Here is a 26,750-nt window from a genome sequence, read left to right as displayed (position 1 = left end):
GCAATTTTGGAGCTGATTTACCGCGCCAGCGTGTATTCAAACTCCACAAGCAGGCCCTCGTGAACCAGTCGGTCGACACATTTGAAAATCCCCGCGGCAGGCTTGACCTTTACGTCTTTGATGTAGTCAATCCAAACCCCGACAATTTCATATGCCTGTTCACGCGTCACTTCTTTGGTAATGACCCAATCCACATAGACAATATCATCTTTCGTGAAGCCTGCTTTCGTAAATACTTCTTCCATATAGGCGAGCATCTTCTTTGTTTGCCCGACGGGATCACCCGGGTGCGAAATATAGACGTTCTCACCGTCGGGAATACAATCATTTATTCCCGTAACATAAAAAAGTTCCTTTACATCCTCCAGCTTCAAGCCCCAGTTGAAAGTGGGCACTTCACTATGATGTTCGGTATTGTAAGCAGTTTTTTTCATAGTCTTAATCTTCTTTGCAAGGCGCATGTCTTGCGTGGACATGTGCCGTTTCTTTTGCGGGAAATGGCACAGAGCTTTTGTGAAGCGGCTATTCGACGGCCTGCATTTCGGTATCGATTTCGATGACCAGTGTCCCAACCGGGATGGTCATGCCGACACCGAAGTCCTTGGGCTCGATTTCGGTCCGCGCGTGAAACGCGGCCCAGTCGCCTTTGTAGTACTCCAGGAACTGCGCCAGCGGGTGCTTGCCGATGTGGGTCAAAGTGGCCTGAAGCGTCACGTGCTTGGTCACCCCGTGCATGGTCAGGTTACCGGTGATATCAGCAGTCTTGTCGCCAGTGCGGGTAACTGAGGCGCTTTCAAAGGTGATTTCCGGGTAGGTTTCCACTTCCAGAAAATCGGCATTCTTGATGTGATCATCCAGCGCAGCGACGCCGGAATGGATGCTGGTTGCATCCACGACCGCGTTCAGGCTCGCGCCTTCGATATTGGCTTCATCCAGAACCAGGGTGCCTTCAGCCTTGGTGAACTCACCATGCTGCATCGAGACGCCTGCATGGCTCCATGCAACGCGGACTTCGGTGTGGCCCTGCTGGGTCTTATAGGTTTTTTCTGCAAAGACAGGGGTCGCCAGCAGAAAGGCGGCTGCAGTTGCGGTGAGGAGGTTTGAGAAAGACATGGCATCTCCAATCTTGAGGGTTGAGGAATTGGGGGCGCGGGCGAGGAAAAGCGTGTGTTCCACGCACCCCCTGGCTCCGGCCGGAACCTGAATCTGTCCATGTTCGGGCCCCGGTCAGACGAGGTCAGGCATCAGGGCTGATAGGGTTCTTCCCGAAGCGTATGGCTGACCAGAAGCTTGAAGAACAGGATTGGCAGGAACCATTCCAGGTGCTCGGGATTCTCGAAAACGTAGAGCGAAAGAAGCAGAGCGATGCAGTAGACAAGGGCCGCAAACGGGCGCTGCAGGTATAAAGGCGTCAGAAGGATCGCCGCACAGGACGCGAGGGTGAAACCATAGACCATGGCAATCCAGCCCAGATCAAAGCCCAGAAACGCCCAGCTGAACAAAGTGATCTGGATCAGGTGAATCGCAATAAAGCTCATATGAGCCTTGAAGCCTTCGCCCTCGCGGAAGAACCAGCGTTTGGCTGCGGAGGTCGAATTGGTAATGGATCCGCCGACCATGTCCACGGCGATCAGAGCAACCAGAATATACTGCCAGATATTCCAGTCAGCGCTCTGGAAGAGGCCGAAGACAACAACGCCGGCAGCAAAGATGAACGGCGGATAAAGCTGAAGGTTCTTTTCCGCTTTTGTCGCTCCTGGGCCGATCAGCGTGTCGATGAAGCCCCAGAAGCCAGCCCGTTTTTCGGGCAGCGTCCAATCAATTCTCATAGTCTTGTCGTTTCCTTTAAGAGTTTGCAATTCAGGCAAAAGTCACGCCGTTTTCAGCCATCGGCAGTTTGCTGACCATCGTGCCAGCCAGGGCCGCAATGGCATTGGCCAGAGCCGGGCCTGCCGGAGGCGTTCCGGGTTCGCCGATGCCGCTGGGGGCTTCTGCCGAGGGGATGATGTGGACATCAATGGCGCCGATGTCCCCGATGCGCAGCGGCTCGTAATCCGGGAAATTGAACTGGTCCACTTCGCCGCTGCTCAGAGTAATCTGATCACGCATGATGTGCCCGATGCCGTAACCGACGCCGCTTTGGATCTGGGCATCCACGATGTCCGGGTTGACAGCAATGCCGCAATCCACGGCGCATGTGATTTTCTCAATCTTCACGCCGTCTTCCGCGCTGCCGGACACTTCGGCAACAAGGGCAACAAAGGTGCCAAAGGACATATGTGCCGAAATCCCCTGCGCATGACCGGCAGGTGCCGTGCCCCAGCCGGCCTTTTCAGCGGCCAGTTTCAGAACCGCTGATTTCCTCTGCTGGTTCTTGTTATCCGTGCCTGCCAGATACTTCAGCCGGTACTCCAGTGGGTCGGTTCCGGCTGCCTTGGCTGCCAGATCCATCATTGTTTCCATCACATAGGCGGTATGGGCGTGGCCGATGGAGCGCCACCACAAGACTGATGTTGCCTTCTGGGTATCTGTCAGGCCCAGGGCAAATCCCGGAATGCTGTAGGCCGTATCAACAGCCCCTTCCACGGAAGTGTGATCCACGCCGTTATGCACGACAAGGTGCTCGAACGGGGTGCCTTTCATTACAGATTGACCGGCAATTTGGTGCTGCCAGCCGACAATGCCGCCATTGGCGTCCAGTCCGACCCGCACCTTGTGGCCGAAGGCAGGCCGGTAGTAGCCGCCCTGGATATCATCCTCGCGCGTCCAGACCAGTTTCACCGGCCGCGTCCGGTCCGTCATGATAAAGGCCAGGGCCGCTTCGACCTGATAGTCCGCCGTCGGGGTTGCCCGGCGACCAAAGGAACCGCCTGCGAACATCGACTTGATGTGGATCTTTTCCTGCGGGAGCCCGAAGATTTCCTGATAGGCCAGATGGGTTGCCGTCGGCATCTGCGCACCATCATGGAGCACGATGTCCCCGTCTTCGGTCTGTACAATGGTGCAATTCAACGGCTCCATCGGGGCGTGCGCCAGCAGCGGGAAGTAGAAGGTCTTTTCAATGGTTTTTTCCGCCCCATTGATGTCTGCCGCCACAGCATCCGGATCCGTGCTGTTTGCCCGGAACTCAGGTTCGGCGTCCAGCGCCGCCCGGATTTCGGCTTCAACCTCATCAGAGCTGCGGGTCTCGGCGGCGGAAACATCCCACTCAGCCTCAACCGCTTCCCGCGCCTGAATTCCGGCCCAGGTGTTTTCCGCATAAACGGCAATGCCCGCCTTGTTCGGCAGCACTGCGGAGTGCAGGTAGCCTTTCACGTCCTGCGCAGCGCTGTCGTCAAAGCTGACGGCCAAACCGCCCCGCGACGGCGGGCGCTTGATCAGCACAACCATTTGGTTGGGAAGATGCACATCCATGGAAAATTTGGCCTGACCGTTGCCTTTGCCTGCGGAATCCAGACGGCGGGCCGCAGGTGAGCCGATCAGCTTGTAGTCTGCCGGGTCTTTCAATCGCGGGTTTTCAGGCGCCGGGAGCTTCGTGGCAGCCGCCACAAATTCGCCGATGGGCGCTGAATGCCCGGCCGCTTTAACAATCCCCTCGTCGATTGTGATTTCCGCGGCATCAATTCCCCATGCCGCAGCCGCGGCCGCGATCAGCATCTCACGGGCTGCCGCGCCGGCCTGGCGGTACTGATCCCAGGAGTTGACGAGGGATGTGGAACTGCCTGTGCCTTGGAAAATCCCGAACCTGAGGTTGGCATAGAGTTCAGGGTTGGAGGGCGCGAACTCGAACTCGATCTGATCAAGACGCAGGCCGATTTCTTCCGCAATCAGAGTGGAAAGCCCGGTGCTGATGCCCTGACCGGCCTCATAGTGCTTGACGATCGCTGTCACTACGCCGTCCGACCCGACTTTGACAAATGGATTGAACTGAGCCTGGCTTGCCTCGGCAGCGGCAAGACCGCCGCTGGGATTCACTCCGACAAAGAGAACAGCTGTGGAAGCCGCAGCCCCCTTCAGAAAGTTTCGGCGGGACGTATTCGGGGTCATCTTCAGCCCTCCAGAATTTCAGCAGCGCGCAAGATACCGGCCCGGATACGCTGGTACGCAGCACACCGGCAGGCATTCCCCGACATGTAATCGTCGATGTCTTCCGCCGTAGGTTTGGGGGTTTCTGCAAGCAGCCCGGCCGCAGACATGATCTGCCCGGATTGGCAGTAGCCGCATTGAACGACATCCAGCTCCAGCCAGGCCTGCTGCACAGCAGCTCCGATGGCTCCGCTGCCGACGGCCTCGATGGTGGTGACTTCCGAGCCCTCAGTATCTTCTATGTATGTCTGGCAAGAGCGGACCGGCTCACCATCCAGATGCACAGTGCAGGCACCGCATGAAGCAACTCCGCAGCCAAATTTCGTTCCGGTTAGTTTTAGTTCGTCCCGGATCACCCAAAGAAGCGGGGTTCCCGGTTCAGCTTCGACCATGTGCGTCTGGCCGTTCAGTTTCAGCTTGATAGTCATTTTGTCATCCCTCTGGCGGAACCGCCTTGCCGTCGCCTGGCCAACGGGCGGCTTGGCAGAAGCTTCTTGAAGATGCCTTCTTCGGTATTTTGAATCACCATATGCTGTCAACACTTGTTGACTTGCAGTGATGACAACAAGCTTGACTTCCCGCCAAAAGCGATCACATTCGCGTCATGACTTCGGAAAATCCAACCATCCAAACCAAAAACTTGATCTTCAAAGCTGGAACCAGTCTCAGCACGGAGCTGATTCTGGATACCGCCCTCGCTCTGGCTGAGGAGGTCGGAAGCCTTGAAAAACTGTCCCTCCGGAAAATAGGCAAAGCCTTGAATGCCGATCCCACGGCGATCTACCGTTACTTCCGCAGCAAGAATGAATTGTTGCAGGCCATGGCGGACCGGATCTATGCAAGGATGCTGCCTGCCAGGGACATGGAGGACGAAGACTGGGCCACTCAGCTTACAGAAATCGCATCGTCTGTCCGGAGTGTTTACCTGGTATTTCCAACGATCGGGCTGGAGGTGACAAACCTGTCTGACTCTGATGCCAGGGCAGCCAGTTACGTCATTGAAGCAATCTACCTTGCGCTGGAGAAATCCGGACTCCCGGAAAGGCAAATCCCGATTTTCGGAGAAGTTCTGCTTTCCATGGCTATCGGCGTTGGAACTGGTGAACATGTGTTCGGTTCTGATCCGGTCCGCGGCAAGGAGCTGGTTAGGCAGAAGCAATCAAAGCTTGATCCAGCTGAGTACCCGAACTTGACCCGGTATTTGGGCAATCCGATCCCTTCAAATGATGAAGTGTTCGAACTTGCCGTTCAAATGCTGATCGAAAAGATCTCAGCAAGTGCCAATGCCAACACTAAAAGCTGAACACCTGAGGGAAACCCGTCCAAGAACCGGCCAACACATCGCCAAAGAATGTCCCGGCTTTGGACGCTGCCTTTTTCAGTTTCCGCAGCATGAATCGTAAGAAAGACCGCCCTATCAAACGGATGGCCTTGGGCTGGCAGCCTCAGGCAAGGAATATGAAACTGAAGAGCCTCGCTCTCCTGACAGCCGGAATACTTCCGCTGCTAAGTGCATGTGCTTCCTATGAAACAAAAAACAAGTCCCAGACCATGAGCAGTTCAGTACCCAGCCATCACACTGCTAATCGCAGCTTCAGAAACCCTCCCGGCAGCCCAGTACGCGAAGGGTCCGCCGGAGAGATGCTCAGGTTCATCATGAACCAGCTGCTTTCTTCTTTCAAAACACCTATTCCCAGCGATCATGTCCTGGGAGTTGACGAATTCCGTCGGCAGTTGGCGGATGCCCGGAATCCAAGTGTGACTTGGCTGGGCCATTCAGCCTTCATCATTAGGCTGGGCGGCAAGGTCATACTGACAGATCCTTTCCTCGGGGAAACTGCGGGTCCTGCGGGCTTTGGCCCCAAACGGTTTGTCGCAGCTCCGATCACCGGAGCGGAGCTTCCCAAGGCAGATGTGCTTTTGGTCAGCCACAACCACTATGACCATCTCGACGCACCGACAATTGAGGCCTACCCCCACAAGACCGACACCCAGGTTATTGTGCCACTGGGTTTAGGAACGTTCTTTACCAGCCGCGGCTATTCAAAGGTGATCGAACAGGACTGGTGGGAGGAGTGGCAATCCGGTTCCCTCAAAATCTCCACATTGCCGGCAATCCACAACTCCGGCCGCGGGCTCCGAGACAAGAATAAAACGTTGTGGGCCAGCTTTGGCATTTACTGCGAAGAAGGCAGTATCTGGTTTTCCGGCGATACGGCGAGCGGCCCTATCTTTGACGGGCTCGGCAAAAAGGCGGGGCCTTTCGATTTGGCCTTGGTGGCGATAGGAGCATATGAGCCGCGCAAACTGATGAAGGGAGCCCATGTCACCCCTGAAGAAGCTGTTGAACTGGTAGCAAGGGTCGGTGCTCGAAAAGCAATCGGCATGCATTGGGGGACAATTGCGTTGACGCCCGAGAACCCGTTTGATGCTCCAACGAAGTTTCGGCAGGCCGCTGAAAGGCAGGGCCTGGGGCAGAAAAAGCTGTCGTGATGAAAATCGGTGAATCCGTAAATCTGTCTGCCGGAGACCTTGCGCTGCCGCACCTCCTGCAGCGAGATTTTGGCAGTATCTAGCTTCGCCCTTTCCAGCGGAGTGTGAACTGGCCCCCGTTTAGACCGGACACCTTGACTTGACCAAGGAGGCTTACCCACGCTTTGCCCGAGACATGTGAATTCGGGTGGCAGATCTCGCTGGAGCATGCTCGAACGGCTGGTTTTCACGCCGCGCAGCGGCGCCGAAAAAGATGCAGTCGCGGCGATTTTGCTGCTGCGAGCGCGCGCAGCGAAAACACCCAAGGTACAGGTTGGGCTCTTTTGGCACCTTCGCTGCCTACCGCATGAACGTTCGTTTTCTGGGTTTGGGTCAGAAATCTGACAAGAAGGTCAGCTTTGCTTGGCATTCTACATGTAATGTAGAACGTCAGTCAAAACTGACTCAATGCGAGCCCTTTCCTGGGGAAAATGGCCTACACTCGCCAGGCATTTCCACCCCATGTGTCAAGCCTTTCTGACCCAAACCGAACCTTCACTGCGAGCCAGGCAAAAGGCCGGCAGAGCCGGACGAATCTGCCGTTTGCTCTTCTTTAGCGAACTTGGAAAAACAGGTGATTTCAGTCATTTGGCTGGTTACGGTTGAACACCGGCATAAAGCCTTGGCAATCCATGGTTTCACGTCTTGATGCAGGCCGCCATCTCTCTCATGTGGCGCATGTCCGAACCGCAACAGCCGCCTACAACAGAGATATCCGGGAAACTGCGTACGAGGCGCGCAACCTCGGCGCCGAGCTCTTTCGGATTTCCGTCGTCCAACTCGGTCGCATTGTCGAGTTCAGCGTGGCTGCACCGCGAGGCATTCACCGCCATTCCTTTCAGCCGAGGGTGCCCTGTCAAGACATGGCTGAAGTGATCGGGATGCGCACAGTTGACCATGAAATAGGCCGCAGCCCCATCGGTGAGTACGTCGACGCGATCAATCGCCTCTTCCAAACCAGTTCCGTTGTCCAGGCAACCATCGGCTTCCACAACGAATGAGACCGCAATCGGCACCCCGCAATCCTTGGCCGCCAGTACAGCACCTGCGGCTTCTTCGACTTGATTGAAAGTGTACGCATTAACCAAATCGATTCCGGCGTCAGCCACTGTGCCTATCTGAATAGCATGATAGGCGCGCGCGGCCGCGACCGTCAGGGGCGGAAGTTTGGCATAGGCATCACGGGAGGGACCGATGCAGAGCGCCACCAGAACATCATCGCGCATTGCCTCGTCTCGCAAGTTGCACATAAGGGCCACTGCTTTCTGGTTCAAAGCCGCCAAGCGGTCAGCTCCATAGCCAAGCGGCGCCGCACGGTCGCGGTTTGCCATCCACGTGAGCGTGTCGAGGATGCAGCCCAGATCGGCCTTGGCAGCCACCTTCATCAGATCACGCATTTGGTCGACAACAACCGGCTGGGCGTTGGCATCCTCGACCAAGGGGAAAGACGCAAACCCAGGCAGTTCAACCCCGCGATTGAAAATCAGGTCTGTTCCAGTCGCGGCGAAAATAAGAAATTTCTGATCCGTTTCGTGAGGCAAGAACCGTTTCATCTATCACCACCCCATTCTTTCCAGATTCAGTTAATATTACAGATCGCGGCAAGAGAGCACAAATCCTCGACTTTCAAGCAGCCTCATTCCTCGACTGCAATGGGATGGGGTTCCGGAAATGGCCATGCTGTCAGACCAAAGAATGACGGCCATGTGATACTTCTTGGACATTGGTGCTCTTCGCAGCATCGGTCAGAGTGGGCTCGAAGCCCGATTTCGCCACTTCCGACGCGGAGGTCTGCTCCTGGGCGACGAACGGCAGAACATCAGCCAAGATTGGGGAAGCTCAAGAGTTTACCCACTTCACCAATGGCCGGTTCCGAAGCGTTCGCGCCGAGGTGATTGCTGCGCCGGCATTCGGCGGCTTCGAGCGAAAACTTACTTCCTAAGCGAAACAGTTTTAAGGCAGTTTAGCTTGCCAGTGACCAGCTCGACCAACTCCAACGCCCTTATCGTTCCGGTTAGCGGAAGTGTCCCAATGTCAGCTACGTCCAGTTGCTCAATGACCCGCGGATCAGCATGCGTGGCGACCGTCATATGAGGTTGATAAGGAAACTCAGATTTCAATTCAGCGCGGTGCAGCCCCTCATATAGCTGATTGTGCAGTTCTATCAGCGGGTCTTTGCCTTTGCCACAAAGCAGAAGAAGCTTGTGCGTCTTTTCAAAGGGGTTATACACGACTTTGCTGTTCGAAAACTCAACGGCAAGCTCAGGTATTTTGCCAGACACGCTTTCGCATAGCGTGAGAACGCCCTTTGGGTCCGCCTGTCTCAAACCAAATACCAGCGTTATGTGCGGAGGAACCAGCTTAGCTCTTTCCGGTTCGTGAGAAGAACGAAAGCGATCAATTTGGCGAGCCGAGTGCGGTTCAAATTCAGGGTATGCCAATACATAAATCATCGGACAACATTGGAACGTTGAGGCGAACACTTCAACGGCAGGAATGCCCGGCTCACTGCAAGTCCAAGCCCGACCAGGTGAACGGCCCTGGTCTCGGTGATCGGCCATTCACGCCTGGCGCGACGGATGGCTGGAACAAGCCCATCGTGCAAAATACTGCGACGCTGCTGAACGACTGCCTTGTCATGTCTTCGACCGCAGGCGGTACTGCTCAATTTGATGGAAGCTCTTTGTACCCTTTGAAAACCAGCAAAGCGCCAACGCCCAAAAGACCCAAAGCACTCAGCTTCTCGATACTGAAGCGGCCGGAAAGGGTTTTTTGAAATGCGTACATTGCAATGAGTGCGTATCCGAAGATGAAAGCAGCATCCAGGCCCACAAAAATCGCCCCATAGATCAATGACTGCATTGCAACGCTGTGCTCTGGAGAGATGAAACCGGGGAAAAGCGCGACGAAAAAGACAATGGCTTTGGGGTTCGTCACGCATGCAAAGAACCCCGCAAAGAAAGTTGCTTTGGGAACCGTGCTGACGTGTGCTGGTGCTTGTTCTGTGGTTCCGGAGCTGCGCAGCGATTGCCAAGCGAGAAACAAAATGAAGAAACCGCCTGCGATCTGGAGGTAAGGCAGGATGATTTCAGACATTGCAATCAGCGTTTGAAGACTTGCAACCGCGATCAGTATGTGGACGACCGATCCAACGGCATCACCCGCGACTGTGACTGCCGCGGCGCGTGGCCCGAACCTGACTGCCTGCGATGACGCAAGCGCTAATGAGCTACCCCCTGAGTTTCGGACACTGACGTAAGCTGCGATTTGCTGTCTGCTGATCTTCGACGAAGAGGAGATCAGAGATGTCGAAACGGAAGAACCATTCGCCCGATTTCAAAGCGAAAGTCGCGCTTGAGGCTCTGAAGGGCGAGCGGACTGTTGCTGAGCTGGCGAGCCAGTTTGGCGTTCACCCAACGATGATCCACAGCTGGAAGCGGGCTCTTCTGGAGGGCGCGTCCGGCGTGTTCAAGCGCGGCGGCAGGAAGCCCCAGGAGATTGACGAAGAACAGGTCAAAGAGCTGCACGCCAAGATTGGGGAGCTGGCCGTTGCCAACGATTTTTTGTCACGAAAGCTCAAACCGTGGATCGGCAAGTGAGGAGGAAAATGATCGAGCCTGCCAATGCCAATCTGCCCATTAGCAAGCAGTGCAAGCTGCTGTCGATCTCGCGGTCGTCGTTCTATTATCAGCCCAAAGGCGAGACGGCTCTGAACCTGATGCTGATGCGCCGGATCGACGAACAGTTCCTGGAAACGCCGTTCTTCGGTGTGCGGCAGATGACTTGGCATCTGCGCAATGAAGGTCATTTGGTGAACGAAAAGCGGATCAGGCGGCTGATGAGGGTGATGGGGCTCATGCCGATCTACCAGAAGCCCAACACCAGCAGGGCTGCGAAGGGGCACAAGACCTACCCCTATCTGCTGCGTGGTCTGCGGGTGGGGCGCCCGAACCAGGTCTGGGCGGCAGACATCACCTATCTGCCAATGCGCAAGGGGTTCCTGTATCTGGTGGCGATCATTGACTGGCACACGCGCAAGGTGCTGGCCTGGCGCATCTCGAACACGCTGGAAGCGGACTTCTGTGTCGAGGCGCTGAACGAGGCCATCCACAAGTTCGGCCCGCCCGAGATCATGAATACAGATCAGGGCAGCCAGTTCACGTCCTTCGCCTGGACGGACAGGCTGTGGCGATCCGGTGTGCGCATCTCGATGGATGGCAAAGGCCGGTTCCTCGATAACATCTTCGTCGAGCGGCTTTGGCGGAGCCTGAAATACGAATGCGTCTACTTGCATGCTTGGGAGACCGGATCAGAGGCGAAGGTCGGCGTCGGAAAGTGGATCGAGTTCTACAACCGAAAACGCCCACATTCCGCCCTTGGCGGCAAACCCCGGCCGTGGTCTATTGGCCGAGAAAACACAAAACCCAACCCGATCAGCAGGAGCAGAGAGTAGCTTAAATTACGCCAGAACCTGTCCAACAATTGGGGAGTAGCTCAGGTTGCCCTGTGGAGCATCGTTCATGGCTATTCGCAACTGGTCACAGCAGGACGGTTCAAGAAGGACAACATGAAGGCACTGTCCATTCTCGATATCCTGCCAAAGATTGAGAGTGAAAGCGGACGTTAAACACGCTGAGGAAAACGGCAGCAAAGTCCGGCGTAGTTGGCATTGAAGCTTCGCGCAGTGAGTGACTGATTTCCGCCCTTGTCGAATTCTATCAATCTGAGCGGCTCTCCGGAACTAAACCTCAAACCTCTCGCCTGGATCATTGCGCTGGAAGATTGCAGCAACCACTGGATCCTCCGGCAGGTCCAGTTTCTGCCGGCATTCTGCCAAAGCTTGCGCATCCCTGGCAATCGCCCTGCGATGCTCGTGCAGCGCATCCTCGATGATTTCCGCGATGATCTTCAAAAGGATCTCGAGAAGCGACATCGCCGGCGACAGCCGTGCATGCAGCTTGAGCGGCAGCGGCCGTTCCGGACCGCCGCGTGGGCCGGCCACCAGCCTGCCTCCACGCCCGTCATTGCCGGCCACCCAATGCAATTGATCACGGCGGATCAATTCCAATCCCAAAGAAATTGCTTCAACCCGCTTTTGAACAGCTCCCGCCCTTTCTTCCTGACCCTTTATCGATCTTTCCCTGTCCTCAACCTCCTTCTCCCGGCTCGCCAACGCTTTTTCTCTTTCCCTGACCTCTGCCTCCTTCTTTTTCATTGCAATGTATTCTGCCGCAAGGCGGCTCTCTTTATCTGCCAAGGCCTTGGCCTGCGCTTCCAGCGCCTGCTCTCGCACTTCCAGCTGTGTCTCGAACCGAAGGTTCGCCAGCTGCTCTTCCGCGCGGGCTTTGGCACCGGCCTTGCGCGCAGCGTATTGCTTTGTGGTCAGGCGCTCGTGGCCCGGTCCCTTGCGCAGAAGCCCGCAGGGCCTGCCGACCGCTTCGTAGTAGCGGTCTTGAAAGCGTATCATCCCAGCATCAAACGCTTCCTTTTCAGGGTTCTTTTCTTTTCGCTTCTTCCGGGCGGCATGCAGATGCCGCCCGTTCTCCTTCTTCCACGCCTCGAGCTTTTTGGCATTGGCAGCTTCCGCCCTGGCGCAGGCTTTCTCCTATTCAGCCAATGCCCGTTCTTGTTTTGCCATATTCTTTTTCTGTGTGACCCGGTTCTTGCTGGGCTTCGGCTTCTTTGGTTTCCGCGGCTTCGGCTTCAATTCTGGCTTCGGCAGGGACGAGAGAGTCCGCGGCTTCTCATGGCTGGCCCGGTAATCCGCCGCCGCCACTTTGCCGGCGTGCAGCTTGTTGGCATCCAGCCGCGGGTCGTTCATGTTCAGCGCCAGAATGTGCATATGCACATTCGCCTCATCCAGGTGGAACGCCGCTGCAAACTGGACACCCGGCGGCATCCGTTTCCGGAAGTCCTTCAAGGCAAGGTTCGCCCATCTGTTGATCACGGGCTGGTGCTTGTTAGGGGCTGCCAGAAAGTCGCGGGCTGCAACTGGATGAGAATGAACTTCTGTGTACAAGGTCGGCGCATCAGAACGCAGTCTGCGGGTGTAGCTCTTGCCGGACGACGCCGTGACTGTTTCACGGATTTCACAGCAGCGCCGGTCATGCAGCGCCTGCAGTTCGCTGATTGGGATGGCGCCGTGGCGCAGGACCGGAACCGGCGCACGCCGATGTTCGACATGTTTGGAGAATTCCGGACTTCTCAGTGCTTCTTCAAATATCTGTCTTGTACTGTTCCACTGGTCTTTCGTGCCTTCACCAGCTGCGGCTTCCGGGTATAAGTTTCGACGTGGACGTACTGGTAGGCCATGAGGCGGTACTCCTTTTTTCATTGGGTACGCGGCCTCGGCGAAAACGTAAAACGCGGATCCGCCTCAGAAACTCTTCATTTTGAGGATAAGCTATTTTGCCATATAGTTTTTCTGGGGCTTGGGCAGCTTAGACAGGCGCACAAATGCGCGTGAAAGCTCCCCAAAGAGATAGACTATAGGTAGCTGAAGCTACCTCGTCTGCCCCTTACGCCGGGGAGGCGCTCCAGCAGCCCTGCGGGTGCTTGCGCGGCCGGTTCCCAGCCTTGCATTTGGACTTGATTTCGATTGTCTCTATTGGGCTTCGAACTACTTACACATGGGCGTCAAACTACACCCGGCTTGGCCCTGGCGCCCCGGTTACATTGCCATCACAGGAGTTCTGGACCCGCCCTGCCAGAGCCTGGGATTGCATTTTGATTTTCGATAATCTGGATGCGCAGAAGGTCGCCACTGGCAACGATTGCTATTCATCGACTTCAATTCCGCGATCCTGGCACCATTGCTTCAACATCCGCCGGATCATAGCAGGCCGTGTCGGAAGATCGTCTTGCTCGCGGCGCTGGTTATCAATGACTTCGATCATCCCACGCGCCAATCGGAGATTGACCGCTTCGGTATCCACCGCCGGGCGTCCTCGCGCTTTTTTTGACATGTCTGGCAATCTCGTATTTATTTTTGGCTTTATGGTACCATATATTTCAGGTGCAGCAAGGCTCCTACCCCTTGCCGCACCCTAACCAAAACCGATCTCGCGAGAGGAGGCCGACTATGGCTGATATTTGCCGTATCATGCGCTTGGGCACAGAAAAAGGCTTGTGGCCTGCAAACGAAGCAGATGATGGTTCCACCTTCATCACCCGCACCTTCGACACGCTGACCAAGGCAGTGGACGAAACCCTCGAACTGGAACGTGATCTGTCGCACGCGCTGTCCTGGGATCCCGCGTCCACCGATATCCAAGACGCCGCCGAAGCCAAATGGCAGGATTGCTTGTCGCTAACCCGACTGGTCGACATGCAACACGGTTGGCAGTTGATGCGTGCTAGCTTGCCTTCTCCGCCGCGTCCTGTGTGACCTCACGGATGAGCAGCCGTCTCGGTGGAAGCAAATTCCGCAAAGAGGAATGTAATTTTACATGTTGAAATTAGAAATCGAAATTGTTACTCAGAAACCCAAGCCAAGAGATGCGCGAACAACGGGCGGAGGACCAGGATGGCAAATCAGGTTAATCTGACAATGGATGGCAGCGTTGCTGTTGTGCGGGTGGACAACCCGCCGGTGAACGCGCTTTCGCATGCGGTGCGCGCCGGTCTGCAGGGGAGTTTTCGGGCCGCGCTGAGCCGCGCGGAAACCAAGGCTGTTGTCATCTGCTGCGCGGGGCGCAGTTTCTTTGCCGGCGCGGATATCCGCGAATTCGGCAAGCCGCCGCTGGCGCCGTTCCTGCCGGATCTGATCACTGAAATCGAGGCGGCGCAGGTGCCGGTCATTGCGGCGATGCACGGGAATGTGCTTGGCGGCGGGCTGGAGGCGGCCCTGGGCGCGCATTACCGGATCGCGGTAAAGGGCACCCGTCTCGGCCTGCCGGAAGTGTCGCTGGGGCTGCTGCCGGGCGCAGGCGGCACCCAGCGCCTGCCGCGGCTGATCCCGGCGGCAGATGCGGCCCGTATGATCACCGGCGGCAAGCCGGTTAGTGCCGATGCGGCGTTGTCCATGGGGCTGATTGACCGGGTGGCGGACGGCACCGATGCCCGCGCCGAAGGTATCGCATTTGCCCGGGAGCTGATCGCGGCAGGCAAGGAGCCGCGCCCGGCCGGGAGCCTGCTGTGCAATATACTGGAGCCGGCGGAACTGGAGGGCGTCCGGGCCAAAGTTGCCAGGGCCGCACGCGGGGCGATTGCCCCAATCGCCTGCCTCGATGCAGTGGAGGCGGCGATGTCGCTGCCGTTCGAGGGCGGGCTGAAGAAAGAGCGCGCATTGTTTCAGGAGCTGATGGCCTCGGACCAGAGCACCGCCCTGATCCACGCTTTCTTTGCTGAGCGCCAGGTTGGGAAACTGCCGGAAATCGAAGGTGTTGACCCACGCGCTATCAATCGGATGGGCGTTGTTGGCGGCGGCACTATGGGGGCGGGGATTGCTGTCAGCGCTTTGCTGAGCGGATTGGATGTGACCCTGGCCGAGCGCGACGAAGTTGCGGCAGACAGGGCGGCAGACAGCGTTGGCAGGATGCTGGAGAGTGCTGTGAAACGCGGCAAGCTGGCAGCGCCGCAGCGAGATGCTATTCTGGCGCAAGCGTTCCGCACCACCACCCGGTACGAGGATTTCGCACAGGCAGATCTGGTGATCGAAGCCGTCTTTGAAAGCATGGACGTCAAGAAGGACGTGTTCACCCGGCTGGATGAGGTCTGCAAGCCGGGCGCCATTCTGGCCTCGAACACCTCATATCTGGATCTGAACCGGATTGCGGCAATGACCAGCCGCCTGCAGGATGTGATCGGGCTGCATTTCTTCTCGCCCGCGCATGTGATGCGGCTGCTGGAAGTTGTGGTGGGCAAAGATACCGCCCCTGATGCGGTGGCGTCGGGCTTTGCGCTGGCCAAGCGGTTGAAGAAAGTAGCGGTGCGCGCGGGCGTCTGCGACGGATTCATCGGCAACCGGATCCTGTCGCATTACGGCAAGGCGGTCTACGGCATGGTGCTCGCAGGGGCGAGCCCCTATGCCGTGGACAAAGCCCTGACCGGCTTTGGTCTGGCGATGGGGCCGTTTGCGGTTGGCGATCTGGCCGGGCTGGATATCGGCTGGGCCAACCGCAAGCGCCTGGCGGCTGAGCGCGATCCAAGGGAAACCTACCCCGAGTTTGCCGACCGCCTGTGCGAATTGGGCCGGTTCGGGCGCAAGACCGGGCGCGGCTTTTACATCTATGAAGAGGGCGCCGGCGGGCCGAAGCCTGACCCTGAGGTGGAAGACATCATTGCAGCAGAGCGCACCGCCAAGGGCATCACGCCGCGGGCGATAAGCGAGGATGAGATCATCAGCCGCTACATGGCAGCGATGGTGAACGAGGCCGCGCGCGTGGTCGGGGACGGCATCGCCCAGCGGCCGCTGGATGTGGATGTGACCCTGCTGAACGGATACGGGTTTCCGCGCTGGCGCGGCGGGCCGATGCATTATGCCGATACCATCGGGCTGGACAGGATCCTGCAGGACATCTGCCGCTACCATGAGGAAGATCCGATCCTCTGGCAGCCTGCGCCGCTGCTGGAACGACTGGCCGCCGAAGGCCGGAGCTTTGGCAGTCTCAACACCTGAAGGAGTATTTTATGAAACAGGCGGTCATCGTCTCCACTGCGCGCACTGGTCTGGCCAAATCCTACCGCGGCGCCTTCAATGAAACCCACGGCGCCACCATGGCGGGCCATGCCATCAGCCACGCGGTGCGGCGTGCCGGCATCGCGCCGGACCTGATCGAGGACGCGCTGGTCGGCTGCGGCTACCCCGAAGGCTGGACCGGGTCCAACATTGCCCGCCAGTCGGTGATCCGCGCCGGGCTGCCGGTGTCTGTTTCCGCAGCCACCGTGAACCGGTTTTGCTCGTCCGGATTGCAGGCGGTGGCGATGGCCGCGCATTCGATTGTGATGGAGGGCGCAGAGGCCGCCATTGGGGCAGGGGTGGAAAGCATCAGCCAGATGCCGCCCGCCCGCCCGCCGCAGGCGCAGGAAAGCTGGATTCTGGAGAACAAGCCGGCGCTGTATCTGCCGATGATCCAGACCGCTGACATCGTCGCCGAACGCTATGGCATCAGCCGTGAGGCGCAGGACGAATTGGCGCTGTCCAGCCAGCAGCGCACGGCAGCGGCCCAGGCCGCGGGCCGTCTGGATGGTGAGATTGTGCCCATCACCGTGACCCAGGCCTTCAAGGACAAGGAAAGCGGCGAGATCTCCCGCAAGGAGGTGAGTTTTGCCATGGACGATTGCAACCGGCCGAACACCACGCTGGAGGGGCTGGCCGGGCTGGCCCCGGTGCAGGGCGAGGGGCATTTCGTCACTGCCGGCAACGCCTCGCAGCTGAGCGACGGGGCGGCAGCGCTGGTGCTGATGGACAGTGCCGTTGCCGAACGCGAAGGTGTCGAGCCGCTGGGTGCATTCAAGGGTTTTGCCGTGGCAGGTTGTGAGCCGGATGAAATGGGCATCGGTCCGGTTTATGCGGTGCCGCGCCTGCTGCAGCGGCACGGGCTGACGGTCAGCGACATTGATCTGTGGGAGCTGAACGAGGCCTTCGCCTCGCAGGCGCTTTACTGCCGCGACCGGCTGGGGATCGACCCGGAGATTTGCAACGTCAACGGCGGTTCGATCTCGATCGGCCACCCGTTTGGCATGACCGGTGCGCGGATGACCGGGCATCTGCTGCTGGAAGGGCGGCGGCGCGGCGCCAGGCTGGGCGTTGTCACCATGTGCATCGGCGGCGGCATGGGTGCGGCCGGCCTGTTTGAAATCTTCTGAGGGGCACCACGCGATGGATCTGAATTACACCAAGGAAGAACAGGCGTTCCGGACAGAGGTCCGCCAATGGCTGAAGGAAACCCTGCCGCATGAGCTGCGCGAGAAGGTGCGGCTGGGCAAGCGGCTGGCCAAGGCGGACGTTGAGCAATGGCACAGCCTGCTGAATACGCGCGGCTGGCTGGCGCCGAACTGGCCGCGGACCTATGGCGGCAGTGAATGGAACGCAGTGCAACGCCATATCTTTGAAGAAGAAGCCTGTCTGGCCCATGCCCCGCGCAGCCTGCCCTTTGGCCTGTCAATGCTGGCGCCGGTGCTGCTGGCCTTCGGGTCCGAAGAACAGCGGCAGCGCTTTCTGCCGCGCATCCTGAACGGCCAGGATTGGTGGTGCCAGGGCTATTCCGAGCCGGGCGCGGGTTCCGATCTGGCGGCAGTCAAGACCCGGGCAATGCGTGACGGCGGCCACTATGTGGTCAACGGTCAGAAAACCTGGACCACGCTGGGCCAGCACGCGAACTGGATTTTCTGCCTGGTGCGGACCGATCCGGATGCCAAGAAACAGGAAGGCATCTCCTTTCTGCTGATCGACATGGACACCCCCGGAGTCACGGTCCGCCCCATCGTGCTGATTGATGGCGAACCAGAAGTGAACGAGGTGTTCTTTGACAACGTCCGGGTGCCTGCAGAGAACCTGGTGGGCGAGGAGAACAAGGGCTGGACCTATGCCAAGTATCTGCTGACCCATGAGCGCACCAATATCGCCGGGGTCGGTTTTTCAAACGCCCTGCTGACCACGCTGAAACATGTGGCCGGGCGAGTGGCGTCCGGCGGGCGGCCCCTGGCGGAAAACCCGCATTTCGCGGCCCGCATGGCGCAGGCAGAGATCGACCTGATGGCGATGGCGACCACCAACCTTCGGGTTGTCTCGGCTGCGGCCAAGGGGCAGGCGCCCGGCGCCGAAAGCTCGATGCTGAAGGTCAAGGGGACGGTGATCCGGCAGGAGCTGACATCGCTGCTGCGCCGGGCGATGGGGCCGGACGCGCTGCCGTTCCAGCCTGATTTCCTGGACGGCGGCAGCAATGCGGCGGCGTTGGGGCCGGATCATGCGGCGGCGGCGGCACCAGCATATTTCAACATGCGCAAGCTGTCGATTTTCGGCGGCTCGAACGAGGTGCAGCGCACCATTATCACCAAGGCCATTCTGGGTCTGTAACGGGAGCAGGTAACATGGATTTCAATCTGACCGAAGAACGGATGATGCTCCGCGATACGCTGCAGCGGTTTCTGGCGGATAAGTATTCACATGAGAACCGCCGCGCGTTGATTGCGGCAGGTGAGCCATTTGATAGCGGGATCTATGCCGGGTTGGCCGATCTGGGCGTGTTGGGGGCCATGTTCCGCGAAGATCAGGGCGGTTTCGGTGGCCAGGGCTTTGACTTGATGGTGGTGTTCGAAGAGCTGGGCCGCGCTGGCGTGATCGAACCGGTACTGCCGGCAGTTCTGGCGGGCGGGCTGATTGCTGCCCTCGGCACTGAACGCCAGCGCGGGCTGGCGGATGAGATCATCGCGGGAACCCATGTGGCCGCGCTGGCGCAGGGCGAGGCAGGCGCGCGCTATGACCTGAACCATGTGGAAACCACGGCTGCTGTGGAAGGCGATGATATCGTGCTGAACGGTCTCAAGACCCATGTGCTCTATGGTGCTGAGGCGCAGACGCTGGTGGTCTCGGCGCGGGAGGCTGGCGCGGTTGCGGATGCGGCAGGCATTTCGCTGTTTCTGGTGCCGGTCAGCACGCCCGGTGTGACCGTCAGCGGCCACCGCAATATGGATGGTATTTCCTCTGCAACGGTTGCCTTGGACGGGGTGCGCCTGACGGCTGCGGCGCGACTGGGCGCGGCCGGAGAAGGGCTGGACGCGCTGGAAGCCTCTGTTGCCCGAGGCCTGACTGCCCTCTGCGCCGAGGCGCTGGGGGCGATGGAAGCGGCCAAGGATCTGACCATCAGCTACCTGAAGGAGCGCAAGCAGTTCGGCATGCCGATCGGCAAGTTTCAGGCGCTGCAGCACCGGATGGCGGACATGCTGATCGAGGTGGAGCAGGCGCGTTCGGCGGTGATCAACCTCGCAGGCAATCTGGATCAGCCGCGGGTTCTGCGCGAAAGCCACGCCAGCGCCGCCAAGAACCTGATTGGACGGGCCGGGGCGCTGGTGGCCGAGGAATGCATCCAGATGCATGGCGGCATCGGTATGACCGATGAATACGCGCTGTCCCATTTCGCCCGTCGGCTGACGATGATCGACCATCTGTTCGGCGACACGGACTACCATCTGGAGCGCTTCATTGCGCTGAAGGCGGGGTAAGACATGCCGCTGGTCCGTCCCGACAGGCCCCTGATCCCGCTGTTTGAAGCGATGGGCTACGGCATTGAACTCGACCCGGAGGCGGTTGAGGCGCATTGCGTGCTGGAGATTTCGCCTTTGCATCTGAACCGGCAGGGCAGCCTGCATGGCGGCGTGGCGGCAACGTTGCTGGATACGGCCAGCGGGATCACCGCCAGCCTCACCTGCGATCCGCAAGGGATCACCCCTTTTGTCACCCTGTCGTTGAACGTCAATTATCTGGCAGTGGCCCGCCAGGGGTGCGTGCGGGCGACCGGCCGGATCACCGGCGGCGGCAGCACAACCAAATTTGTCTCTTGCGATCTGCGCGACGGGGAAGGGCGGCTGATTGCGGCCTCAACCGGCGTTTTCAAGCGGGTGCGCGGGGCAGCAGCTGAGGATACGGCATGAGCGCGCTTTACCGGCATGAGGTCCGCGGCGGGACCCTGATTATCTGGAACTGCAACACAGGCATGCGCAATGCGCTGTCGTATGAGTATTACCAAGGCTTGCAGGAGGGTCTGGCGCGGGCGGCAGAGGATACTGCGATTGCGGCTGTGATCCTGGCGGGCGCGGGCGGGTTCTTCTGTTCCGGCGGCAATCTGAACATGCTGAAGGAACGCCGCGCGATGCCCTATGAGGAGCGGCAGGTGCAGATCGGCAAGCTGAACGCCTTGATCCGTGCGGTCCGGGACTGTCCCAAGCCCGTGATTGCAGCTGTCGAAGGCGGCGCGGCAGGGGCCGGGCTATCGCTTGCAATGGCGGCGGATATGATCGTAGCGGAAGAGGGGGCGATGTTCACGCTGGCCTATGTCAAGGCAGGCCTGGTGCCGGATGGCGGCGCCACCTATGCGCTGACGCAGGCGCTGCCGCGGGCGACCGTTGCACGGATGGCGATGCTGGCAGAACCGCTCAGCGCTGAGCGGATGCATCAGTTGGGGGCTGTGACGGAACTGGCACCCAAGGGGCGTACCCTGGCGCAGGCCGAAGTTTTGGCCGATGCGGTGGCCCGTGGCCCTGAGATGGCGATTGCGGACATCAAGATGCTGCTCAACCAGGCCGAAACCGCCAGTTTCGAAGACCAGATGACCCATGAACGCGATGCCATGGCGCAGGCCCTTGGCGGTGAGGAAGCCCAGGCGGGCATCGGCGCCTTTCTTAGCAAAACCTCCCCAGTATTCCGGTAAGGAGACCGACATGATGCATACTTCTGCGCTTCCGGTGATTTTCGATACAGCCGTGACCCGGACCTATGGCACCCGGCTGCCGGTTGTGGCGGGCGGCCTGCAATGGCTGGCCAATGCCGAATATGTATCGGCTGCGGCGCGAGCCGGGATTGTCTCGTTCATCACGGCTGCCAGTTTTCCGGAGATGGACGATCTGCGCGCCGAGATCCGCCGCTGCCGCGAGATGTGCGACGGCAGGGCTTTCGGCGTCAATGTCTCGATGATCCCCAAGCTGGTGCCGGGCGAGAAGACCGAGGAGGTGTTCCGTCTGATCGCGGACGAAGGCGTGCAGTTTGTCGAAACATCCGGCCGCAGCCCCGAGGCGTTCATGCCCATCCTCAAGGATGCCGGGATCACCGTGCTGCATAAGGTGCCGAGCCTGCGCTATGCGGTGAAGGCGGAGCAGGTGGGGGTCGACATGGTGTCGATTGTCGGTGCTGAATGCGGCGGCCACCCCGGCATGGATATGGTTGGCAGCATGGTCAACGCAGGCCTGGCCGGGGACCGGCTGACCATCCCCTGGCTGATCGGCGGCGGCATCGGACACGGCAAGCAGATCATGGCAGCACTTGTGATGGGCGCGGCCGGCGTGGTGATAGGCACCAGGTTCCTGGTTGCCAGTGAGCTGACCGCACATCCGGATTACAAGCAGGCAATGGTGAATGCGAGCGAGCTGGATACGCAGCTGACCATGCACTCGGTGCGTAACACTGTGCGCAGCCTGCGCAATCAGACCACGGAAACTGTCGCCCGGCTGGAGCGCGACAATCCGGAGATCGGCATTCAGGAACTGCTGAAGCATGTGTCCGGAAAAATCGGACGCCAAGCCTATGCCACTGGCGACGTTTCCCGCGGGCTGCTGTCGGCGGGCCATGCGCTGGGGTTTGTCGACAAGGTGGAGCCCTTCGCCGAAATCACCGCCCGGCTGGAGGCTGAGGCGCTGGCGGTCTTCGGGCGGCTGGGCCTGGCGGCGTGACGGGGAAAGGGAGGAGAATAGACATGCATAACCGCGTACACGGGTTGCTGCAGGCAGCCGCTGACACCCGCCCCGGTGCTTTGGCGCTGATGGATCAGGATGGCCGCCGCCTGACCTGGCAGGAGATGTCCCAAGCGGCACATGCCGCGGCGGAGCAGCTGAAGTCCGCAGGCGTGCGGCCCGGAGACCGGGTGGTACTGGTGTTTGAAAACTGCGCCGAGGTGATCGCATTCTTCTTTGGCGCAAGCCTGCTGGATGCATCCGCGGTTGCCATCAATGCGCGGCTGACCACGGCTGAACTGGACCGGATCTTTGCCCACTCCGACCCCAGCGCTGTGATGTTCACAGCCGCCTCATCCGCAGCAGCCCGCGACCATGCGGAGCACTATGGCGCTCAGGACGTGCAGGGCGCCTTTGGCACGGCGGCCCTGATGCCGCGCGAGGGGGCCGCGCCGGAACCGGTGTCAGAGGACGGGCGCGATCAGGTCTCCCTTCTGCTTTATACTTCGGGCACAACCGGCACCCCCAAGGCGGCGATGCTGACCCATGCCAACCTGATCGCAGGGGCGGCGGCCTCAGCCGAAGTGCGGGGCATTCAGAAGGCGGATGTGACCTATCTGGCGCTGCCGCTCAGCCATATTTTCGGGCTTGTCACCATGCTGTCGGTCACCCTTGCGCAATCGGCGATGCGGATGGAGGCGCAATTCTCGGCAGAGCGTCTGTATCAGGCGCTGCAAGAGGATGTGACCCTGTTGCCCGCAGTGCCGCAGATGCATGCGCATCTGTTCAACTATGCCCGCTCTAACGGCAAGCCGCGCTATGATGCGGGCAAGCTGCGGTTTGTGTCCTCGGGCGGTGCGCCCCTGGATCCGGCCTGGAAACGCGAGGCAGAGGCGTTCTATGGCCTGCCGCTGCAAAACGGTTATGGGCTGACTGAAGGCACGGCGGGTGTCTGCGCCACCTGCAACGCATTCGGCGATCCTGACATCAGTGTCGGCCTGCCGATGGGCGATTGCACCCTTAAGCTCGACTTGGAGGCGCCGGGCGCCACTCCGGAGGAAGGTATAGGAGAGATCCTGGTGGGCGGCCCGCAAGTCATGAAGGGCTACTTCCGTGACCCAGAGCAATCTTCGGCGGCATTGACAGAGGACGGGTTCTTCCGCACCGGCGATCTGGGCTGCTTTGACGATGAAGGGCGGCTGCATATTGCCGGGCGCACCAAGGAGCTGATCATCAGGTCCGGTTTCAATGTCTACCCGGTGGAGATCGAGGCAGCGCTGACCGAGCATCCCGATGTGGTGGTGGCAAGCGTGGTGGGCCGTACCCTTGAAGGGAACGAAGAGGTTCTGGCCTTTGTCAGCGCCGCCACTGGCAGCAGCGTGAAAGAAACAGAGCTGAAAGCCTTTTTGCACGACCGGCTTGCGCCCTACAAGCGGCCGGCACGTATTATCGTGGCTGCGGCCCTGCCTGCCGCGCCGACTGGGAAAATCCTGAAAGCGAAACTGATCGAAGCCTTTGCCAGCGAGCTGGCGGAAGGCGTTTGATCTGCTGCGCCAATTTCTTGTTCTGCAGAGGCGCAGAAGAGGAAGTCCTGTTCTGCTGCGGGTCGAGCGCAGGCAGTCATTGTAAATTTCATTATGTGAAATAAAATTCTGGACAGAACGTCAAAATTCCACATAGTAAAATGAAACGAATGGCTTTCGAGGAGGAGATGCCAGTCATGGGAATGATCAGGAATATTCTGGGAGGGCTGACCATTGCGGCCGGTCTTGGTGCGACGGCGGTCTCTGCGGAGACCGTGATTTACTACGGCCACAGCGGCCCGGATCGGGGCACGGTTCCTGCCGCGCTGAAATGGTACAACAGCCGTATCGGCGAGCTGTCGGAAGGCGATCTGCGGATGGACGTCCAATGGGGCGGCGCGCTGTTCAAGGCAAGCGCGGCAGTGCAGGGGATCGGCGACGGGGTGGCGGATGCCGGGTCGATCATTGCGGCCTATTTCCAGAAGGAAATGGCGGCCTATTCGCTGGCGGACTTTCCCATCGGCGGGCCGAATGCCTGGGTCGCCATGCGTGCAGCCGACCGCTTGATGCGGTCGGAACCGCAGATCACCGAACATCTGGCCCGCCAGAACCTGGTTTATATCGGCACTTTCACCGCCTCGGCTGTGAACGTGGCCTGCGCCGGAGAGCCGATCCGTTCGGTTGAGGACATCAAGGGCAAGAAAGTCCGCGGTGCCGGCGTCTACGGCAAGGTCTTTGGCGAAATGGGCGCAACCCGCGTGAACCTGTCGGTCTATGAGGCCTATCAGGGGATGGACACCGGGCTGATCGATTGCAGCCAGGGCTATGACTACATCGTGCCCTCGCTGAAGTGGGACGAGGTGATCGACAGCTATACTGTCCTGAATTGGGGACAAATCGGCGGCTACGGCATGTTCATGAATAAGCAGGTTTTTGACGGTCTGGAGGCTGGCCAGCAGCAGGTGCTGATGCAGGCGGGCGAGGAACTGGCGGATCAGTTTGCCAAGATTGTGACCGGTGCCAACAGCAAGGCGATGAAGGCGATGACCGCAGGCGAAACCGCCCGCAAGATCGAGGTCATCGAGCTGAGCGAGGCTGACAAGGCTGCCCTGAATGCGGCGGCGGAACCCTTTATTGCGGATTGGATGGAAAATGCCCGCAGCGTTGGTCTGGATGCGGACCGGCTGATGGCCACCTACACCGCAGCAGTGGCTGAATTCACGTCTGAGTTCGAAGCCAAGGGCTATCCTTGGACGCGCAGCAACTGATCAAGGCGGAACAGGGCCGGGCGGCGGCAGCGCCGCCTGGCAAATGTGAGGGAGGACAAGATGCTGCACAGGCTGGAACGGGTTTTTGTAGATATATCGGCGGCGGCTATCATTCTTCTGGCGCTGTTGATCTTTGCCGATGTGGTGGCGTTGAACCTGTTCAACAGCTCGGTGCCGGACACCATTGTCATCGTGCGTGAGCTGATGGTTCTGGCGATTGTGATGCCCCTGGCCGCCGCAACCGCGCAGCGGGCGCATATCGCGGTGGAGTTTCTGACCAATCTGCTGCCGCCGCGGGTGTCGGGTTGGCTGACCGTGTTCGGCACCTTGTTCGGCCTCTTGGCGCTGACGCCGATCCTGTATTCCGGCGGCCGGGAGTTTTTGCATCAGTGGCAGACCGGCAGTGTGTTCTACGGCGATCTGAACCTGCCGCAATGGCCGGGGCGGCTGGCCTTTACCCTTGGGATTGCGCTGGGATGGCTGCGGCTTGCGGTGATGGCTGCCGGCGATGCGCTGACCCTGCTGCGCGGCGGCGAAATCGTGCTGCACAAGACCTGACACCCATCTGACATTCAACAGACCTGCCGAGGAGACTGCCCGTGGATCCTGCCCTGATCGGCCTTGTGGCCTTTGCCGTTATGCTTGTGCTTCTGGCCATCCGTGTGCCGATTGCCTTTGCCCTGATCGGCGTGGCGACGCTGGCGGCCTTTACAATCTTTGCCTTCCGCACTGGCACCTTCATGCCGGAACGGGCCTTCCGGGCGACCTCGTCGCTGGTCTTCAACAATTCGTTCGATCTGCTGCATTCCTTTGATTTGTCGATGATCCCGCTGTTCATCGCGCTTGGCAACATTGCCTATCGTGCCGGGATCACCACGGCGGTTTATGACGCGGCCAAGGTCTGGCTGCTGCGCCTGCGCGGCGGCATTGCGGTGGCCTCGGTGATGGGCTGCGGCGGGTTTTCCGCCATTACCGGCTCCAGCCTGGCCTGTGCGTCGACCATGGGCAAAATCTGTACCCCAGAAATGCTGCGCCTTGGCTATGACCCAAGGCTGGCAACCGCCAGCGTCGCTGCCGGGGGTACACTCGGCTCTCTGATCCCCCGAGCATTCTGTTCATCATCTATGCGATCTTCACCGAGACCTCGGTGAACAAACTGTTCATTGCCGGCATTCTGCCGGGGCTGCTGACGCTGGCGGGTTTTGTTCTGGTCATTGCAATGTGGATCAGGGCGGATCCGGCGGCGGTGCCTGCCCGCGGCGAAGCGGCCAGCTTTGCCGACAAGCTGGCGGCGTTCCGCAGGGCCTGGCCCGCGGCCGTGATTTTTGCAGTGATCGTGATCGGGATTTACGGCGGGTACTTTACCGCCACCGCGGCGGCGGCGGTGAGCGTTGTGCTGACTGTGCTGATCGGCCTGGTGCAGCGGCAGCTTGATCTTGCAGGCATCTGGCAGGCGGTCCGGGAAACCTGTGTACAGACCGGCGCGATCTTCTTTGTTGCGGCGGGTGCCAAGATATTTGTCGCTGCGATTGCGCTGACGGGCATGGCGCCCGCGCTGGTGGACTGGGTGGCGCAGGCGCAGCTGTCTACGGGCACGCTGCTGTTTGCGATCTGCGTCGTCTACCTGATGCTGGGCATGTTCCTGGACCCGATCGGAATCATGGTTCTGACCCTGCCGCTGGTGGTGCCGCTGGTGGAATCCTACGGGCTGAACCTGATCTGGTTTGGCGTTGTTGTCGTGAAGCTGCTGGAGATCGGCCTGATCACCCCGCCGGTGGGGCTGAATGTCTTTGTGCTGTCTAATGTTGTCGGCAAGGACGCCCCGGTGGGCATGGTCTTTTCCGGCATCTGGCGGTTTCTGAGCGTTGATGTGGTCGTGCTGCTTCTGCTGGTGGCTTTCCCGTCAATCTCTCTGGTGCTGTCAAATGCGGTTCAGTAGTATTGGGGGCCAGCGGAC

The 26,750-nt window shown here is 59.4% G+C and carries 25 protein-coding genes and 1 pseudogene; 15 read left to right on the top strand and 11 right to left on the bottom strand.

Features of this window, described 5'->3' with window-relative positions; all coding sequences use genetic code 11:
* Window positions 1-17 precede the first annotated feature (17 nt).
* From ETW23_RS15170 to ETW23_RS15150, 5 genes are all read right to left on the bottom strand, one after another.
* Window positions 18-476 (bottom strand): RidA family protein, encoded by a 459-nt coding sequence (locus tag ETW23_RS15170; RefSeq protein ID WP_134830480.1) that lies wholly within the window; start codon window positions 474-476, stop codon window positions 18-20.
* A 46-nt stretch (window positions 477-522) separates the two neighbouring features.
* Window positions 523-1,113 carry a YceI family protein gene (locus ETW23_RS15165; protein WP_129369433.1) on the bottom strand — a complete coding sequence of 197 codons (591 nt, stop codon included), beginning with the start codon at window positions 1,111-1,113 and terminating at the stop codon, window positions 523-525.
* A gap of 131 nt (window positions 1,114-1,244) precedes the next feature.
* Window positions 1,245-1,829 (bottom strand): hypothetical protein, encoded by a 585-nt coding sequence (locus ETW23_RS15160; protein ID WP_129372802.1) that lies wholly within the window; start codon window positions 1,827-1,829, stop codon window positions 1,245-1,247.
* A 31-nt stretch (window positions 1,830-1,860) separates the two neighbouring features.
* Window positions 1,861-4,047 carry a molybdopterin cofactor-binding domain-containing protein gene (locus tag ETW23_RS15155; RefSeq protein ID WP_134830479.1) on the bottom strand — a complete coding sequence of 729 codons (2,187 nt, stop codon included), beginning with the start codon at window positions 4,045-4,047 and terminating at the stop codon, window positions 1,861-1,863.
* 2 nt (window positions 4,048-4,049) lie between these two features.
* Complete coding sequence (locus tag ETW23_RS15150) at window positions 4,050-4,514, bottom strand: (2Fe-2S)-binding protein (protein WP_129369435.1); 465 nt, start codon at window positions 4,512-4,514, stop codon at window positions 4,050-4,052.
* Between the two features lie 176 nt (window positions 4,515-4,690).
* Between ETW23_RS15150 and ETW23_RS15145 the strand changes: the two genes are divergently transcribed.
* Window positions 4,691-5,389 (top strand): TetR/AcrR family transcriptional regulator, encoded by a 699-nt coding sequence (locus ETW23_RS15145; RefSeq protein ID WP_129369436.1) that lies wholly within the window; start codon window positions 4,691-4,693, stop codon window positions 5,387-5,389.
* Between the two features lie 155 nt (window positions 5,390-5,544).
* Entirely contained in the window at window positions 5,545-6,579 is a 1,035-nt protein-coding gene (locus tag ETW23_RS15140) for an MBL fold metallo-hydrolase (RefSeq protein WP_205879908.1), read from the top strand.
* Between the two features lie 677 nt (window positions 6,580-7,256).
* Here ETW23_RS15140 and ETW23_RS15135 read toward each other — a convergent pair.
* The 3 genes from ETW23_RS15135 to ETW23_RS15125 all read right to left on the bottom strand — a co-directional run bounded on the left by ETW23_RS15135 (window position 7,257) and on the right by ETW23_RS15125 (window position 9,885).
* Window positions 7,257-8,171 (bottom strand): homocysteine S-methyltransferase family protein, encoded by a 915-nt coding sequence (locus ETW23_RS15135; protein ID WP_134830478.1) that lies wholly within the window; start codon window positions 8,169-8,171, stop codon window positions 7,257-7,259.
* A 378-nt stretch (window positions 8,172-8,549) separates the two neighbouring features.
* Window positions 8,550-9,179: a 2'-5' RNA ligase family protein gene (locus tag ETW23_RS15130; RefSeq protein ID WP_134830477.1), complete on the bottom strand. Its 630-nt coding sequence runs from the start codon at window positions 9,177-9,179 to the stop codon at window positions 8,550-8,552.
* 103 nt (window positions 9,180-9,282) lie between these two features.
* Window positions 9,283-9,885 (bottom strand): LysE family translocator, encoded by a 603-nt coding sequence (locus ETW23_RS15125; RefSeq protein WP_254695213.1) that lies wholly within the window; start codon window positions 9,883-9,885, stop codon window positions 9,283-9,285.
* Window positions 9,886-9,923: 38 nt separating this feature from the next.
* Here ETW23_RS15125 and ETW23_RS15120 point away from each other — a divergent pair.
* Window positions 9,924-11,071, top strand: a protein-coding gene (locus ETW23_RS15120; protein WP_254695044.1) for an IS3 family transposase whose coding sequence is annotated in 2 segments (ribosomal slippage) — window positions 9,924-10,202 and window positions 10,205-11,071 — 1,146 coding nt in all. Because the reading frame shifts where the segments join, the coding sequence is not laid out codon by codon here.
* A 288-nt stretch (window positions 11,072-11,359) separates the two neighbouring features.
* On the opposite strand, the gene ETW23_RS26095 is transcribed toward ETW23_RS15120, so the two are convergent.
* From ETW23_RS26095 to ETW23_RS25205, 3 genes are all read right to left on the bottom strand, one after another.
* Window positions 11,360-11,875 carry a hypothetical protein gene (locus ETW23_RS26095; RefSeq protein ID WP_247676985.1) on the bottom strand — a complete coding sequence of 172 codons (516 nt, stop codon included), beginning with the start codon at window positions 11,873-11,875 and terminating at the stop codon, window positions 11,360-11,362.
* 348 nt (window positions 11,876-12,223) lie between these two features.
* A complete protein-coding gene (locus ETW23_RS26090; RefSeq protein ID WP_247676984.1) occupies window positions 12,224-12,952 on the bottom strand; it encodes a plasmid recombination protein in 729 nt (242 codons plus the stop codon).
* Between the two features lie 442 nt (window positions 12,953-13,394).
* Complete coding sequence (locus ETW23_RS25205) at window positions 13,395-13,553, bottom strand: hypothetical protein (RefSeq protein WP_167738125.1); 159 nt, start codon at window positions 13,551-13,553, stop codon at window positions 13,395-13,397.
* Window positions 13,554-13,699: 146 nt separating this feature from the next.
* On the opposite strand from ETW23_RS25205, the gene ETW23_RS15110 reads away from it, so the two are divergent.
* The 12 genes and pseudogenes from ETW23_RS15110 (at window position 13,700) to ETW23_RS15055 (ending at window position 26,732) form a co-directional block, all read left to right on the top strand.
* Window positions 13,700-14,005 (top strand): hypothetical protein, encoded by a 306-nt coding sequence (locus ETW23_RS15110; protein ID WP_134830475.1) that lies wholly within the window; start codon window positions 13,700-13,702, stop codon window positions 14,003-14,005.
* Window positions 14,006-14,143: 138 nt separating this feature from the next.
* Window positions 14,144-16,237 (top strand): 3-hydroxyacyl-CoA dehydrogenase NAD-binding domain-containing protein, encoded by a 2,094-nt coding sequence (locus ETW23_RS15105; protein WP_134830474.1) that lies wholly within the window; start codon window positions 14,144-14,146, stop codon window positions 16,235-16,237.
* Between the two features lie 11 nt (window positions 16,238-16,248).
* On the top strand, window positions 16,249-17,427 hold the full coding sequence (locus tag ETW23_RS15100) for an acetyl-CoA C-acyltransferase (RefSeq protein ID WP_134830473.1): 1,179 nt from the start codon (window positions 16,249-16,251) through the stop codon (window positions 17,425-17,427).
* Window positions 17,428-17,440: 13 nt separating this feature from the next.
* Entirely contained in the window at window positions 17,441-18,637 is a 1,197-nt protein-coding gene (locus tag ETW23_RS15095; protein WP_134830472.1) for an acyl-CoA dehydrogenase family protein, read from the top strand.
* Between the two features lie 14 nt (window positions 18,638-18,651).
* On the top strand, window positions 18,652-19,782 hold the full coding sequence (locus ETW23_RS15090) for an acyl-CoA dehydrogenase family protein (protein ID WP_134830471.1): 1,131 nt from the start codon (window positions 18,652-18,654) through the stop codon (window positions 19,780-19,782).
* 3 nt (window positions 19,783-19,785) lie between these two features.
* Window positions 19,786-20,211, top strand: coding sequence for a PaaI family thioesterase (locus ETW23_RS15085; RefSeq protein WP_134830470.1), 426 nt, complete (start codon window positions 19,786-19,788; stop codon window positions 20,209-20,211).
* Window positions 20,208-20,987, top strand: coding sequence for an oxepin-CoA hydrolase, alternative type (locus ETW23_RS15080; protein WP_134830469.1), 780 nt, complete (start codon window positions 20,208-20,210; stop codon window positions 20,985-20,987). The genes ETW23_RS15085 and ETW23_RS15080 overlap by 4 nt, the downstream gene beginning before the upstream one ends.
* 10 nt (window positions 20,988-20,997) lie before the next feature.
* On the top strand, window positions 20,998-22,002 hold the full coding sequence (locus ETW23_RS15075; protein WP_129369610.1) for a nitronate monooxygenase family protein: 1,005 nt from the start codon (window positions 20,998-21,000) through the stop codon (window positions 22,000-22,002).
* Between the two features lie 23 nt (window positions 22,003-22,025).
* Window positions 22,026-23,546 (top strand): class I adenylate-forming enzyme family protein, encoded by a 1,521-nt coding sequence (locus ETW23_RS15070; RefSeq protein WP_134830468.1) that lies wholly within the window; start codon window positions 22,026-22,028, stop codon window positions 23,544-23,546.
* A 176-nt stretch (window positions 23,547-23,722) separates the two neighbouring features.
* On the top strand, window positions 23,723-24,793 hold the full coding sequence (locus ETW23_RS15065) for a C4-dicarboxylate TRAP transporter substrate-binding protein (protein WP_134830467.1): 1,071 nt from the start codon (window positions 23,723-23,725) through the stop codon (window positions 24,791-24,793).
* 60 nt (window positions 24,794-24,853) lie between these two features.
* Window positions 24,854-25,351: a TRAP transporter small permease gene (locus ETW23_RS15060; RefSeq protein ID WP_134830466.1), complete on the top strand. Its 498-nt coding sequence runs from the start codon at window positions 24,854-24,856 to the stop codon at window positions 25,349-25,351.
* Window positions 25,352-25,392: 41 nt separating this feature from the next.
* Window positions 25,393-26,732: pseudogene (locus ETW23_RS15055) on the top strand (TRAP transporter large permease).
* The last annotated feature ends 18 nt before the right edge of the window (window positions 26,733-26,750 follow it).

The organism is Leisingera sp. NJS201 (assembly GCF_004535885.1).
Lineage (GTDB): Bacteria > Pseudomonadota > Alphaproteobacteria > Rhodobacterales > Rhodobacteraceae > Leisingera.
The sequence above is the reverse complement of the archived record's forward strand: the minus strand, read 5'-3'. Positions and strand labels throughout refer to the sequence as shown.